The organism is Couchioplanes caeruleus (assembly GCF_023499255.1).
GTDB classification, from domain to species: Bacteria; Actinomycetota; Actinomycetes; order Mycobacteriales; family Micromonosporaceae; genus Actinoplanes; species Actinoplanes caeruleus_A.
Map to the genome: position 1 here is coordinate 2,712,486 of NZ_CP092183.1, position 13,661 is coordinate 2,726,146.

Here is a 13,661-nt window from a genome sequence, read left to right on the forward strand (position 1 = left end):
ATCGCGGCGACCAGCAACGCTTCGCCGGCCCATTCTGAAATCTTCTTTCGCGCCTTGATGCAAGCCAGGTGAGCTGCGCATACTCCTTCGCGGAAACGCTCTGCCACAGCGAAGGAATAGTGATGAAGAAGCGCCGCCGCCGCACCCGCATCGTCCTGGCCACCGCGGTGACCGCCGCCCTCGGCGCCAGCGGCGTCTACATAGCGGGCGCCAGCGCCGACGAGACCACCGTCGCGGGTCGCCTGCAGGCCGAGTCGTACGCCGCCCAGTCCGGCGCGCAGACCGAGGGCACCGGCGACGCCGACGGCGGCAAGAACGTCGGCTGGCTCGCGGACGGCGACTGGCTGCGCTTCGACGCCGTCGCGGTCGCCGGCACGGCGCTGTCCGCCCGCGTCGCCTCCGACAACAGCGCCGGTGGCTCCATCGAGATGCACCTCGGCTCGCAGACCGGCACGCTGCTCGCGACCTTCCCGGTGGCCCGTACGGGCGGCTGGCAGAGCTGGACCACCGTCACCGCGACGGCGAATTCCGTGCCCTCCGGCCCGCAGACCGTGTTCGCGGTCATGAAGAGCGCGCAGAAGAGCGACTTCGTGAACATCAACTGGTTCACCTTCGGCGGTGCTGCGGCGCCGGCGCCGGCTCCCTCGGTGCCCACTGGGGATGGCTGGGTACCTGTTGACAAGGCGAAGTGGGACAAGCAGCTCGCCGAGTACGACGCGACCGTCGCGAAGCCCGTGCCGGCCGGCAACGTGCGCGTGCCCGAGTTCAACGCGAGCTGCAAGGTGAGCCACCGCCTGCCCGACGACCCGATCGTCTTCCCCGGCATGGCCGGCGCCTCGCACCTGCACACCTTCATGGGCAACAAGAGCACCAGCGCCGCCTCGACCAACGCGTCGCTGTTCGCGAACCTGGAGACCAGCTGCGACCCGAAGGAGGACCGGTCGGCGTACTGGATCCCCACGCTGCTGGAGAACGGCAAGCCGGTCGACCCGCACGGCGTCACCGTCTACTACGGCTCGCGGCTCAAGGACCCGACGAAGACGGTGCCGTTCCCGGAGGGCTTCCGGATGATCACCGGTGACGCCAAGAAGCAGGTCGCCACCGGCAAGGGCGCCCCGGCCCAGTTCTGGTGCGCCGGTGCGGGCGGCGAGACCGGCCGCAGCGCCGACGGCAACTGGCCGGTGTGCGCGAAGACCGCGGAGCTGACGTACCAGCTGACGTTCCCGGACTGCTGGGACGGCGTGCACCTGGACAGCCCCGACCACAAGTCGCACGTCGGCCCGACCGGCCCGGACGGCACCTGCGCCAGCGGCAGGTTCCCGGTCGCGATCCCGTCGATCTCCTTCGTGATCGGCTACCCGACCAGCGGCAGCAGCGCCGGCTTCCAGCTCTCCAGCGGCATGGCCTCGTCGATGCACGGCGACTTCATGAACGCCTGGGAGACCAAGCCGCTGGCCCAGCGGGTGCGCGACTGCGTCACCCAGAAGGCCAAGTGCGACTCGGCCGGCACCTTCTGACCTCTTCCGGTCATCCCCAGCCGGAGGAGTGGTAAGGCAGCGGCCCTCGGTTCCCCGCGAGGGCCGCTGCGCCGTCACCGCGGGACGTTGTCCACAGCCTGCGCAGCGGGTGGCTCCGCGGACCGATACGGTACGGGAAAGCCTTCGCCGTTGAAGGGAGTCACCGCCCGTGACCGAGATCCTGTCCGACGAGGCCGTGGCGTTCGTGGCCGACCTGAACCGCCGCTTCCGCCCTCGCCGCAACGAGCTGCTGGCCCGCCGTGCCGAGCGCCGAGCGGAGATCGCCGCCGGCGGCACGCTGGGCTTCCTGCCCGAGACCGCCGAGATCCGCGCCGGGGACTGGACCGTGCCGCCCGCGCCCGCCGACCTCACCGACCGGCGGGTCGAGATCACCGGCCCGACCGAGCGCAAGATGACCATCAACGCGCTCAACTCCGGCGCGAAGGTGTGGCTGGCCGACATGGAGGACGCCAACACCCCGCACTGGGCCAACGTGGTCGACGGTCAGCAGAACCTGTTCGACGCCGTCCGGCGCACCATCACGCTCGAGACCGGCGCGAAGACCTACGAGCTCGGCCCGGGGCCGTACCCGACGATCGTCATGCGCCCGCGCGGCTGGCACCTCGACGAGCGTCACCTGCCCGTCGACGGTGAGCCGGCCGTCGGCGCCCTCGTCGACTTCGGTCTCTACTTCTTCCACAACGCCGCCGAGCTGCTCTCCCGCGGCAGCGGGCCCTACCTCTACCTGCCCAAGATGGAGTCGCACCACGAGGCCGCCCTGTGGAACGACGTCTTCACCCATGCGCAGGAGGCGCTCGGCATCCCGGTCGGCACGATCCGCGCGACCGTGCTCATCGAGACGATCCCCGCCGCGTTCGAGATGGACGAGATCCTGTGGGCGCTGCGCCCGCACATCTCCGGGCTCAACGCCGGCCGCTGGGACTACCTGTTCAGCATCATCAAGTATTTCCGCGACAACCCGTCGATGGTGCTGCCGGACCGGGCGGCGGTCACGATGACGGCGCCGTTCATGCGGGCGTACACGGAGCTGCTGGTGGCCACCTGCCACCGGCGCGGCGCCTTCGCGATGGGCGGCATGGCGGCGTTCATCCCCAGCCGGCGCGACCCGGCCGTCAACGAGGTGGCCCTCGCCAAGGTCCGCGAGGACAAGGAACGCGAGGCCGGCGACGGCTTCGACGGCTCCTGGGTGGCGCACCCCGACCTCGTGCCGGTCTGCCGGGAGATCTTCGACCGGGTGCTGGGCGACCGGCCCAACCAGCTCGACAAGCAGCGTCCCGACGTCGACGTGGCGGCCGAGGACCTGCTCAACGTGTCGGCCACCGGCGGCGCGGTGACCCAGGCGGGCCTGCGCAACAACGTCTCCGTCGCCCTGCAGTACCTCGAGGCCTGGCTGCGCGGCAACGGCGCGGTCGCGATCTTCAACCTCATGGAGGACGCCGCCACCGCCGAGATCTCCCGGTCGCAGGTGTGGCAGTGGATCCACAACGACGTGCGCCTCGAGGACGGCACGCCGATCACCGCCGAGCTCGTCGGACGCATCGAGGACGAGGAGCTGGCCAGGATCCGCGAGGCGGTGGGCGACGAGGCGTGGGCGGCCGGCCGCTTCGACGACGCCCGCAAGCTGTTCGAACGCGTCGCGCTCGCCGACGACTTCGCCGACTTCCTCACCACCGCCGCCTACGACTCCATCGACTGACCGTGCGGCTCAGCGACGACGACTACGCCGCGCTCGACCACCGGCTCGCCGCCCACGACGCGTTCCTCAAGGCCCGCTACCCGGGCGAGCGCGCCGGGCGGCAGCCGGTGCACACCGTCTACATCCCCGCCGACCGGCTGGCGGGGTTCCGCGACTGGGGACGGCAGGCGCTCACCGCGCTCGACGAGCACCCGCCCCTGCCGTTCCCCGCCGCGCTGGAGGAGCGCGTCCGGACCAAGCTCGGCACCGAGCCGATCGAGGACCTGCGCGTCGACTTCGAGGACGGCTACGGCGTCCGTGACGACGACCAGGAGGACGCCGCGGTCCGCGACGCCGCGGCGGTGCTGCTGGACGGCCCCCGGCCGCCGTTCGTGGGCGTACGGATCAAGTCGCTGGAGGAGCCCACCCGGCGGCGGGCGCTGCGCACTCTCGACCTGTGGCTGTCGCACTACCCGCACCCGTTCGTCGTCACGCTGCCCAAGGTGAGCGGGCCCGACCAGGTCACCGCGATGGCCGAGCTGTGCCGGCGGCTCGAGTGCGCGTACGGGCGGGCGGAGGGGACGCTGCGCTTTGAGATCCAGATCGAGCTGCCGGCCGCCGTGCTGGGCGCCGACGGGACGGCCACGGTCGCCCGGCTCATCACCGCCGCCGAGGGGCGCTGCGCGGGACTGCACTACGGCACGTACGACTACAGTGCGGCGGCCGGAGTCGCGGCGGCGTACCAGGCCATGGACCACCCGGCAGCCGACTACGCGAAGGCGGTCATGCAGGCGGCCGCGGCCGGCACGGGAGTACGCCTGTCCGACGGCTCCACCAACATCCTCCCGGTCGGCTCCGGCGTCGCGGTGCACGAGGCGTGGGCGCTGCACCACCGGCTCGTCCGCCGCTCCCTCGAGCGCGGCTACTACCAGGGCTGGGACCTGCACCCCGCCCAGCTGCCCACCCGGTTCGCGGCGACGTACGCGTTCTTCGCCGACGGCGTCGACGCGGCGGTGCTGCGGCTGCGGCGCTACCTCGAACGGCAGGCCGGCGGCATCCTCGACGAGCCGGCCACCGCGCGTGCCCTCGCCGGCTACCTGCTGCGCGGGCTCGACTGCGGCGCGCTGGAGCCCGCCGCCGTCGGGTTCCCCCGCGAGCGGCTGCACGAGCTGGCCTGAGCCGTTCGGCCGCGCACACTGCGCGTCGGCTTTGCGCGGCGTAGCCGTCCGATCACGCCGGGCGGTTAGGCTCGGGCCATGGTGGATCTCGTGGTGCGGTCCCGCCGTACCGTCACCGCCGGCGGCGAGCGGCCCGCCGCCGTGTCGGTCACGGGCGGGCGCATCGTCGCCGTGGACGGGTACGACGCGCCCGTGCCGGCGGCCGAGGAGACCGACCTCGGCGACCTCGCGCTGCTGCCCGGGCTGGTCGACACCCACGTGCACGTCAACGAGCCCGGCCGCACCGAGTGGGAGGGCTTCGCCACCGCCACCCGGGCGGCAGCCGCCGGCGGGGTGACCGCCGTCGTGGACATGCCGCTGAACAGCCTCCCGCCGACCGTCTCCGCGGACGCCCTCGCGGTCAAGCAGCGGGCGGCCGCCGGACAGCTCCACATCGACGTGGGGTTCTGGGGCGGGGCGATCCCCGGCAACGCCGCCGACCTGCCCGCCCTGCACGCCGCCGGCGTGTTCGGCTTCAAAGCGTTCCTCGCCGACTCCGGCGTGCCCGAGTTCCCGCCGCTGGGCCCGGGGCAGCTCGCCGAGGCGCTCGCCGCCGTCGACGCGCTGTTCGTCATCCACGCCGAGGACCCCGACCACCTGCACGCGGCCGCCTCCTCCCCGGCGTACGCGGACTTCCTGGCGTCCCGGCCGCCCGAGGCCGAGCACGCCGCCGTGGCCACCGCCATCGAGGCGGCCCGGGCCGCCGGGGCCCGCGTCCACATCCTGCACCTGTCCGCGGCGGGCGCCCTGCCGCTGATCGCCGCCGCCCGCGCCGACGGGGTACGGGTCACCGCCGAGACCTGCCCGCACTACCTCACCCTCGACGCCGCGGAGATCCCGGCCGGGGCGACCGAGTTCAAGTGCTGCCCACCGATACGCGACGCGGCCAACCGCGACCGGCTCTGGGCGGCGCTCGCCGACGGCCTCATCACCTGCGTCGTCAGCGACCACTCGCCGTGCACCCCCGGCCTCAAGCGGCGTGACACCGGCGACTTCGCCGCGGCGTGGGGCGGCATCGCCTCCGTCCAGCTCGGCCTCCCGGTGATCTGGACGGCCGCCCGCGAGCGTGGTCACACCCTCGCCGACGTGGCCGGCTGGATGGCCCGGCGCCCCGCCGACCTCGTCGGGCTCACCGGCAAGGGCCGCATCGCCGTGGGCGCCGACGCCGACCTGGTCGCGCTCGACCCGGACGCCGCGTTCGTGGTCGACCCCGGGCGGCTGCACCACCGCAACCCCGTCACGCCGTACGCCGGAAAGACCTTGACCGGAGTGGTCCGCGCGACCTGGCTGCGCGGGCGACCGGTGACCGGCGAGGCGCCGCAGGGCCGCTTCCTGACCCGTTCGTGACACCGGAGGTCCGCTGATGGAAGATTTCACCCTCCTGCCCGACCTGGCGTCGCGCACGTTCGGCGGCGGGGTGACGGCCGCCAACGACGAGTTCTTCGCCGCGGCCGACCACCTGGTCGAGCCGGCGGCGCCGGTCTTCGCACCCCGGACCCTCGGGCAGAAGGGCCAGGTGTACGACGGCTGGGAGACGCGGCGGCGGCGCGAACCCGGCCACGACACGGCGATCGTGCGGCTCGGCGCCCCCGGCGTGATCCACGGGATCGACATCGACACGGCGTTCTTCACCGGCAACTACCCGCCGTACGCCTCCGTCGAGGGCTGCGCCGTCGAGGGCTACCCGGACCCGATCCAGCTCGCCGAGGCGCCCTGGGTGCCGCTCGTCCCGCGCTCACCGCTCGCCGGGGACAGCCAGAACCTGTTCGCAGTGGACTCGCGGCAGCGCTTCACCCACGTACGCCTCAATATCTACCCCGACGGCGGCGTCGCCCGGCTGCGCGTCCACGGCGAGATCGTGCCCGACCCGCGGCTGCTGCCGAGCGTCTTCGACGTGGCGGCCGCCGAGCACGGCGCCCGCATCGCCGGCTGCAGCAACATGTTCTACGGCCACCCGCAGAACCTCATCCACCCGGGCCTCGCGCGCTCCATGGGCGACGGCTGGGAGACGGCCCGCCGCCGCGACGACGGCAACGACTGGGTGCTGCTGCAGCTCGCCGCGCCGGCGGTCGTCGAACTGGCCGAACTGGACACCAGCCACTTCAAGGGCAACGCGCCCGGCAGCGCCACGCTGCGCGGCATCGACACCCGCACCGGCCTGCTCGACGACCCCGCCGACTGGTTCGAGCTGCTGCCGCAGATCCGGCTGAGCCCGGACACCCGGCACCGCTTCCCGGTCCCGGTCGTCCCGGTCGCGACGCACGTGCGGCTCGACATCTTCCCGGACGGCGGCATGGCCCGCCTGCGCCTGCACGGCCGCCCCGACATGGCGGCCCTGCGCGCCCGCTACGAGGCGACGACGTGACTTCCGGTCCGGTCGTCGCCACGAGCCGGCTCCTGCTGCGGCGGATGACGGAGGACGACCTCGGCGACATGGCCGCGCCGCCCGGCGACCCGGCCGTCATGCGCTCCCACCCGCGCCCGAAGACCGGCGACGAGGCGCTGGGGTGGATCATCGGCCTGACGCCGGGTAAACGCTCGGCCAAGGACCAGCTGATCTTCGCGGCCCGCCTGTAGCGGGTCGTCCGCGTTCCTCCTTGTCCACAGGCTTCCGCGCCGACCGGGGTGGGCGGGCTACGGTTCCTCGCGTGGGCAGAACTGTGACTCTCGTGCTGGTCGACGGGCGGGGCGGCGTGCTCGGCGCGCTGCCGCCCTTCGACGTGGAAGTGCCGTGGTGGCCCGAGGTCGGCGACATCGTCGCGGCCGTCCGCGACCGTCACGGGATCGACGTGACGGTGCTGCGCCTGCTGCACACGGAGAGACCCGCCCAGCCCGGCGGCCACGTCACGTACGCCGCCGAGGCCTTCGGACCCGGCACGGCGTCCCTCGCGCTCGACCCGGCCCCGTCGGCCGGTGCTGCGCCTGTCGATCCGGTGTCCTTGTCCGGTCTCGAGTCCCTCGGCCCGGCGGATGTGGACTCCGCGCCGGAGCCGCGGCGGGCGCCGTGGGCGGTGCCCGGCGGCCCGGCCGCATCCGTTGCCTGGGCCCTCGAGGAGCTCGGCCGCGACGACGCCGTGGCGGTGCAGCAGCGCACCTGGAACCTGTCGGCCATCTGGCGCATCGACGCGGGCGGCGAACCGGTGGCGTGGCTCAAACAGGTCCCCGTCTTCTTCGCCCACGAGGCGCCGCTGCTCCGGCTGCTGCCCGCGGCCGTACCCGGGCTGACCCCCACCCTGCTGGCCGCCGGGGATGCCGGGCGCATGCTGCTCGCCCACGTGCCGGGGGAGGACCGCTACGGTGCCGGCGCCGGCTTCTGCGCCGACGTCGCCCGTGACGTCCACTCGCTCCAGGAGCACTACCTCACCCGTACGCGTGAACTGCTCGCCGCGGGCGTGCCCGACCACCGCTTCGAGCTCGACCGCATCGCCCGCGTGGCAGCACCCTGGCTGGACGCGATCGACGGCCTCGCCGAGCTGATGGACGAGCTCCCCGCCCGGCTGACGGCGATCGACGCGTGCGGCCTGCCGGACACCCTCGCGCACGGCGACCTGCACCCCGGCAACGTGCGGGAATCGGCGGCGGGACGGGTCATCGTCGACTGGGGGGACTCCAGCGTGGCGCACCCGGCGTACGACATCCTGCGCCTCACCGGCCATCTCCCGGAAGCGGAGGCAGCCGCCCTGATCGACGAATGGGCGGCCCGCTGGCGGCGCAGCGTGCCGGGCTGCGAGCCGCAGACCGCGGTGGCGCTGATCCGGCCGATCGCGGCGCTGCGGGCGGCGGCGGTCTACCAGAATTTCCTCGACCACATCGAGGACTCGGAACGGCCGTACCACGAGGCGGACGTCCCGGACCAGCTGACCGCAGCGGTCGCCGCCGCGCGGGTCGAGTGAGGGCCGGTGCGCCGCGGCCCGCTGCCCGGCTGGACCGTGCGCGGGCGGTCGGCGCGGGGAGGACCTACGGTGAATGCGTGACCGACCTGCGCCGCCGCTTCGTCGAGCAGCTCCGCCGCGACGGCGCGCCGCTGACGCCGCAGCTGGCCGCGGCGTTCCGGACGGTGCCCCGGGAAGCGTTCGTGACGGACGGCTTCCAGCGGCGCGACGGCACCTGGGTCACCCCGGACGCCGCCGACTTCCTCGACATCGTCTACCGCGACGACGTGCTGGTCACCAAGGTCGACGGCGCGACGCCGGTCAGCTCCTCCAGCCAGCCGTCCCTCATGGCGATCATGCTGGTGGCGCTGGACGTACGGCCCGGCCACCGCGTCCTCGAGATCGGCGCCGGCACCGGCTACAACGCCGCGCTGCTCAGCGCGCTCGGCGCGGACGTCACCAGCATCGACGTCCAGCCCGACGTCGCCGGCCGGGCCCGGGCGGCGCTCACCCGCGCGGGCGCCCGTTCCGTACGCGTCCACGCCGGCGACGGCTACGCCGGAGCCCCGGGCGACCACTTCGACCGAGTCGTCGTCACGGTCGGCGTGGCCGGCGTGTCCCCGCACTGGCTCCGGCAGATCCAGCCTCCCGTGGCGACAGGACCGCAAGACGCCGGACCGGCCGGCTCCGAGGGCGCCGGGCCGGCCAGTCCCGAGGGCGCCGGGCCGGCCAGTCCTCAAGGTGGCGGGCCGGGCCGGTCCGAGTCGTCGGGCCGGCCCGGGTCCGGGGCCGCGGGGCTGATCGTCGTACCGGTGGAGCATGCCGGGACCCACCCGGTGCTGGCCGTGCGCGGTCACCCGGACGGTCCGGTCACCGCGTCCGTGGTGTGCCCCTCGGGTTTCATGAGCGCCGCCGGTCCGCTCGCGGCCGGCCACCCGCGCACCCACCCGGCCGCACCGCCGGGCGCGCTCGCCGACTTCGCGCCGGTCGCTCCCGCCCGCTGGGTGCGGCCACTCGACTCGCTGGGGTACCGGGATCTCTGGTACGCGGCGGGGGTGTGGAGCATCCGGGCCACCCACGCCCCGGTGATCGGCCACAACGGCAGCACGCTCGTCCTGCTCGACGAGACCGGTACGGGTGGCGCGGCGATCCTGCCCGACGGCGCGGTCGCTGCCGGCGGTCCGCAGGCGCGCCGGTACGCCGCGGAGGCCGCCGACATCGTCGACCGCTGGGAGGCGGCGGGCCGCCCGCCGATGCAGGCGTGGCGGATCACCCTCGCGCTCGCCGGCGATCCGGGCGCGCCGATCTGGTGCCCGGCCGGCTGGACGCTCGACGTTCCCCGGGCCGGCCCGGACACCGGCGCGTCGTAGGTCCCGCGGACACGGCCGGTCGGCCGGGCCTCGTCTCAGGCCCGCAGGTACGCGAGCACCGCCAGCACCCGCCGGTTCGTGTCCTCCGCCGGCGGCAGGTTCAGCTTCGCCAGGATGTTGCCCACGTGCTTGCCCACCGCCGCCTCCGTGACGTACAGGCGGGCCGCGATCGCCGAGTTGGAGTGGCCCTCGGCGACCAGAGACAGCACCTCGCGTTCCCGCCCCGACAGGGTCGCGAGGGGATCGTTCGGGCGCTGCAGGAGGCGGCGGATCACGTCCGGGTCGACGACCGTGCCGCCCGCGGCCACCGTACGCAGAGCCGCGACGAAGTCCCGAACGTCGGCGACCCGGTCCTTGAGCAGGTAACCGACCGACCGCCCGTCGCCGCTGTCCAGCAGCGCCGCCGCGTACTCGTCCTGCACGTACTGGCTGAGCACGACGACCGGCAGGTCCGGGCGTACCCGGCGCATCGCGACCGCCGCGCGCAGCCCCTCGTCCTGGAAACCCGGCGGCATGCGGATGTCCGTGACCACCAGGTCGGGTGTGTGCTCCGCGACCACCGCGACCAGCTCCTCGGCGTCCCCGACCGCGGCGACGACGTCGAAGCCGAACCGCGACAGCACGCCGAGCAGACCCTCGCGCAGCAGGATCCCGTCCTCGGCCAGCACGACCCGGATCCCGCCCGCCGCGCCGACGTTCATGCCCGTCCCGGGGCGGTCGCGGCCGGCAGGACCAGGCCGGGAGAGCGCCACGGCAATTCCACGCGCAGCAGCGTCGGACCACCGGCAGGGCTGGACACAAGGAGCCGGCCGCCCACAGCCGCGACCCGGTCGGCCAGGCCGGTCAGTCCGGTACCGCGCTCCGGGTCCGCCCCGCCCCCGCCGTCGTCGCGGACCTCCACGACGAGGACGTCGCCGGCCCGGGCGAGCAGAATGTCCGCCCTGGTCGCGCCGCTGTGCTTGACCACGTTGGCGAGGGCCTCCGACGCGGCGAGGTACGCCGTGCCCTCGATCTGCTCGGAGGGGCGCGGGACGCCGTCGGCGACCGTGACGGCGACCGGCAGGGGTGACCGGCCCGCCAGCTCGCGCAATGCGGCCGGGAGTCCGAGATCGGTCAGCTCCTGCGGGCGGATGCCGTAGATCAGGTCGCGCAGCACGACCATCAGTTCCTTGGCCTGTTCGTGGGCCTGGCCGAGCGGCCCGGCGGCGGGTGAGTCCTCGGGTACGTCCAGCCGCGCCATGCCGAGGTGCAGGGTGAGGCTGGTCAGCCGGTGCTGCGCCCCGTCGTGCAGGTCGCGTTCGATGCGCCGCCGCTCCAGGTCGAACGCGTCCACCAGCCGGGCACGGGACCGGGCCACCTCCCGCAGGGCGACGCCGGTACGGTCGCCGAGCAGTGCGCGTGCAACCCCGGCCTGACCGGCGCCGATCAGCCCGAACAGGTACCCGAGGACCGGCGCGAGCAGCACGCCGAGAACCGCGAACGGCAGCGCCTCGGTGGCGGAGCGCACGGTGAACACGCCGAACGTCCAGGTGGCCGTACCGGAGCTCGCGAAGAACGGGCTCAGCACGAACGCCACGTCGAGCAGGACGAGCAGCGCGTACGTGCCGTACACCGCGGGGACGACCAGGCCGAGGAAGGCGGCGTACAGGAGCTCACGCCACGTGGCGGTCTCGGCGTAGCGGGTGCGTACCCATCGGACGGGGTCCTGCGGCGCCGGTGCGTGCGCCGACGGCAGCGGCCGGGGGTCGATGAGGGCGAGGCGGCCCCGTTCGATCATGGCCAGCGGGACGGCCGCCAGCGGGCCGAACCCGGTGAAGAGCAGCAGCGAGACGGTCATGAGGACGAAGACGTTGCGGGTCGGGAGGTCGCCGTCGACGAGCCGCGAGAGGGCGGCCAGCCACGGCAGGACCAGCACCGCCATGGCCGCGCTCACCGGCGCGGCGATCGGCAGCGTGGTCAGGACGTAGACGAGGGCCCGCCAGGGACCCGCCGAGGCGAGGTACCGGCGGTTCAGGAGGGCTCGCAGCGGAGCTTCTGGCGTGGGCACCGGGCCACCGTAGGCAGGCAGGGGCGGGTGGCCCCAGCCCACCAGGCATAGTTCCGGGGGTATACCCAGGACTACCAGGTGCCGGCGCGGCGGGCCCGCCAGGGACGCCCGTCCGGGTCGTACATCAACCGGTACGCCGGGATCGCCCACAGCCGCTGGTGCCACGGGAGCCGCTCGGTCTCGTGCGGCACCAGGCGCCCCGGCGGACGGGGACCCTTCTCGCCGTCACGGTGCCAGTCGCGCAGCGCATCGGCGGACGCGTTCACCGCCCGTACGGCGGACTCGGGATCCACGAGGTCCTGGTCGTCGGACCGGTCCAGGTGCTCGCGCAGCAGCGCGAGCCGCAGATCGCGCGCGTAGACGCGCGCGCCGTCGCCGAGCCCGGCGGGATCGGTGGGAGAGCGCTCGTCACGGGTACGGTCGAGCACCGCGCACGAGAGCTCACTGTCGTGTGTCCACGAGCGACGGTTGAAGTTGTCGCTGCCCACGCTGGCCCACACGTCGTCCACGACGCAGACCTTCGCGTGCACGTACACCGGCGTACCCTCGTGGTTCTCCACGTCGAAGACGTGCACCCGGTCCGGTGCGGCCCGGCGGCACAGCGAGATCGCCTGCTCGCGCCCGACCATGTTGGGCGGCAGCGCGAAGCGGCCGTCCACGTCCGGATGCCGCGGCACGACCGCGATCAGGTGCAGCCCGGGGTTGTCGTTGAGCGCGTCGGCGAACAGCTGCGCGACCTCCTTGGACCACAGGTACTGGTCCTCCAGGTAGATCAACCGCCGGGCCCGCTTGATGGCCTTGGTGTAGCCGCGGGCGATGCTCTGCTCGCCCCTCTTCGCGAACTGGTACGGCGGGCGCATCGCCGGATATGTCCGCAGCACCTGGATGTCGTGCGGCCCGCATTCCGGCGGGTCCGGCGGCTGCGGGGGCAACCGGTCGGCGCGCAGGTCGGCGTGCTTGAGCTTGTCGGTCACCGTCGAGATCGGGCCGTTCTGGTCCAGCGGCGTGGGATCGTTCCAGCGTTCACGGAACGCCAGATCGAGCGCGCCGACCACCGGGCCGCGCAACGCCAGCTGCACGTCGTGCCAGGGCGGATTCTTACCGTACGCGGATGACATGGTCACCGCCTGTGGGTCACCACGGTGGTCGGCGTCGTCCCGCCGGCTGTGGCACAGGTCGATGCCGCCGGCGAACGCGATGTCACGCTCCGGAGCGCCGGGGTGGCGCAGGATGACGACCTTCTGGTGGTGCGACCCGCCCCGCCGTACCCGTTGATCGAGCAGCACCTCGCCACCCGCGGCCTCGACCTCCTCGCCGAGGTTGCGGTTCTCCTCCTCGCTGTACTGCATCTTGTCCAGATGCGAGCGCCACAGCAGGCCCTTGACCACGACGCCGCGTTTGGCGGCGGCGGAGAACAGCTCGGCGATGGTGGGTCCCTCGTCGCGCAGCCGCTCGTCCGGATCGCCGCGCCAGTCGGTGAAGAAGAGATGGTCGCCGTCACCCAGCGTTTCCACCTCGGTCGCCAGCCGGTCGAAATACGTTGCGCCGTGAAAGAGCGGTTCGGCGGTGTTTCCCCGGCACCAGGTGGGTATCTGTGAGTCCGGGTTGCCGCGCTCGTCCGCAGTCAGAAGCCAGTCCTCCAGTGACACGGGGCAGCCCTTCCGAGGTCGACGACGCCCTCACGGTAGGCCCCTTGACGGCCACCCGCACCCTGAGCCGCAGGTAATCCCCTTGTGAAGGACCACTGATGAGCAGCGAACCCCTCGCCACCACCGCCACCCCGACCGACGCCGCCGCCGCTTCCGAGCGCGGTCTGCTGATCGCGATGCTGCTCCTGGTCGTCCTGGGCGTCGGAGCCATGTTCCTGATGTCCTGACGCTGTGCTCTTGATCACCCTGAAGCGTTTTCGACGGGCCGGGGTGATCCGATGCGCCCGGCTTGT

The 13,661-nt window shown here is 73.5% G+C and carries 12 protein-coding genes; 9 read left to right on the forward strand and 3 right to left on the reverse strand.

The annotated features are described in order from the left end of the window. The first annotated feature begins 122 nt into the window (after positions 1-122). The 8 genes from COUCH_RS12655 (at position 123) to COUCH_RS12690 (ending at position 9,672) form a co-directional block, all read left to right on the forward strand. Entirely contained in the window at positions 123-1,517 is a 1,395-nt protein-coding gene (locus COUCH_RS12655; protein ID WP_249612277.1) for a DUF1996 domain-containing protein, read from the forward strand. A 169-nt stretch (positions 1,518-1,686) separates the two neighbouring features. Then, positions 1,687-3,234 (forward strand): malate synthase A, encoded by a 1,548-nt coding sequence (gene aceB / locus COUCH_RS12660; protein WP_249612278.1) that lies wholly within the window; start codon positions 1,687-1,689, stop codon positions 3,232-3,234. A 2-nt stretch (positions 3,235-3,236) separates the two neighbouring features. Then, positions 3,237-4,391 carry a DUF6986 family protein gene (locus COUCH_RS12665; protein WP_249612279.1) on the forward strand — a complete coding sequence of 385 codons (1,155 nt, stop codon included), beginning with the start codon at positions 3,237-3,239 and terminating at the stop codon, positions 4,389-4,391. Between the two features lie 78 nt (positions 4,392-4,469). Continuing rightward, entirely contained in the window at positions 4,470-5,777 is a 1,308-nt protein-coding gene (allB, locus tag COUCH_RS12670) for an allantoinase AllB (protein ID WP_249612280.1), read from the forward strand. 16 nt (positions 5,778-5,793) lie between these two features. After that, complete coding sequence (alc, locus tag COUCH_RS12675; RefSeq protein ID WP_249612281.1) at positions 5,794-6,795, forward strand: allantoicase; 1,002 nt, start codon at positions 5,794-5,796, stop codon at positions 6,793-6,795. Beyond that, positions 6,792-7,007, forward strand: coding sequence for a GNAT family N-acetyltransferase (locus COUCH_RS12680; RefSeq protein WP_249612282.1), 216 nt, complete (start codon positions 6,792-6,794; stop codon positions 7,005-7,007). Before alc ends, COUCH_RS12680 begins: the two co-directional genes overlap by 4 nt. Positions 7,008-7,078: 71 nt before the next feature. After that, a complete protein-coding gene (locus COUCH_RS12685) occupies positions 7,079-8,323 on the forward strand; it encodes a phosphotransferase family protein (protein WP_249612283.1) in 1,245 nt (414 codons plus the stop codon). 77 nt (positions 8,324-8,400) lie between these two features. Then, a complete protein-coding gene (locus tag COUCH_RS12690) occupies positions 8,401-9,672 on the forward strand; it encodes a methyltransferase domain-containing protein (RefSeq protein ID WP_249612284.1) in 1,272 nt (423 codons plus the stop codon). 35 nt (positions 9,673-9,707) lie between these two features. Here the strand turns inward: COUCH_RS12690 and COUCH_RS12695 are convergent, their stop codons facing one another. The 3 genes from COUCH_RS12695 to COUCH_RS12705 all read right to left on the reverse strand — a co-directional run bounded on the left by COUCH_RS12695 (position 9,708) and on the right by COUCH_RS12705 (position 13,368). Next, positions 9,708-10,373: a response regulator transcription factor gene (locus tag COUCH_RS12695; RefSeq protein WP_249612285.1), complete on the reverse strand. Its 666-nt coding sequence runs from the start codon at positions 10,371-10,373 to the stop codon at positions 9,708-9,710. Beyond that, the gene (locus COUCH_RS12700) at positions 10,370-11,719 is read right to left on the reverse strand and encodes a sensor histidine kinase (RefSeq protein WP_249612286.1); all 1,350 of its coding nucleotides are present in this window, start codon (positions 11,717-11,719) and stop codon (positions 10,370-10,372) included. The genes COUCH_RS12695 and COUCH_RS12700 overlap by 4 nt, the downstream gene beginning before the upstream one ends. Before the next feature lie 71 nt (positions 11,720-11,790). Then, positions 11,791-13,368, reverse strand: coding sequence for a phospholipase D family protein (locus COUCH_RS12705; protein ID WP_249612287.1), 1,578 nt, complete (start codon positions 13,366-13,368; stop codon positions 11,791-11,793). A 98-nt stretch (positions 13,369-13,466) separates the two neighbouring features. Between COUCH_RS12705 and COUCH_RS38870 the strand changes: the two genes are divergently transcribed. After that, positions 13,467-13,595: a hypothetical protein gene (locus COUCH_RS38870; protein ID WP_267910118.1), complete on the forward strand. Its 129-nt coding sequence runs from the start codon at positions 13,467-13,469 to the stop codon at positions 13,593-13,595. Positions 13,596-13,661 lie beyond the last annotated feature (66 nt).

Bases quoted from the DNA above. Each gene is read 5' to 3' on its own strand.
- COUCH_RS12655 (WP_249612277.1), top strand. From the start codon at position 123: ATGAAGAAGCGCCGCCGCCGCACCCGCATCGTCCTGGCCACCGCGGTG.
- allB (WP_249612280.1), top strand. From the start codon at position 4,470: ATGGTGGATCTCGTGGTGCGGTCCCGCCGTACCGTCACCGCCGGCGGC.
- alc (WP_249612281.1), top strand. From the start codon at position 5,794: ATGGAAGATTTCACCCTCCTGCCCGACCTGGCGTCGCGCACGTTCGGC.
- COUCH_RS12695 (WP_249612285.1), bottom strand. From the start codon at position 10,373: ATGAACGTCGGCGCGGCGGGCGGGATCCGGGTCGTGCTGGCCGAGGAC.
- COUCH_RS38870 (WP_267910118.1), top strand. From the start codon at position 13,467: ATGAGCAGCGAACCCCTCGCCACCACCGCCACCCCGACCGACGCCGCC.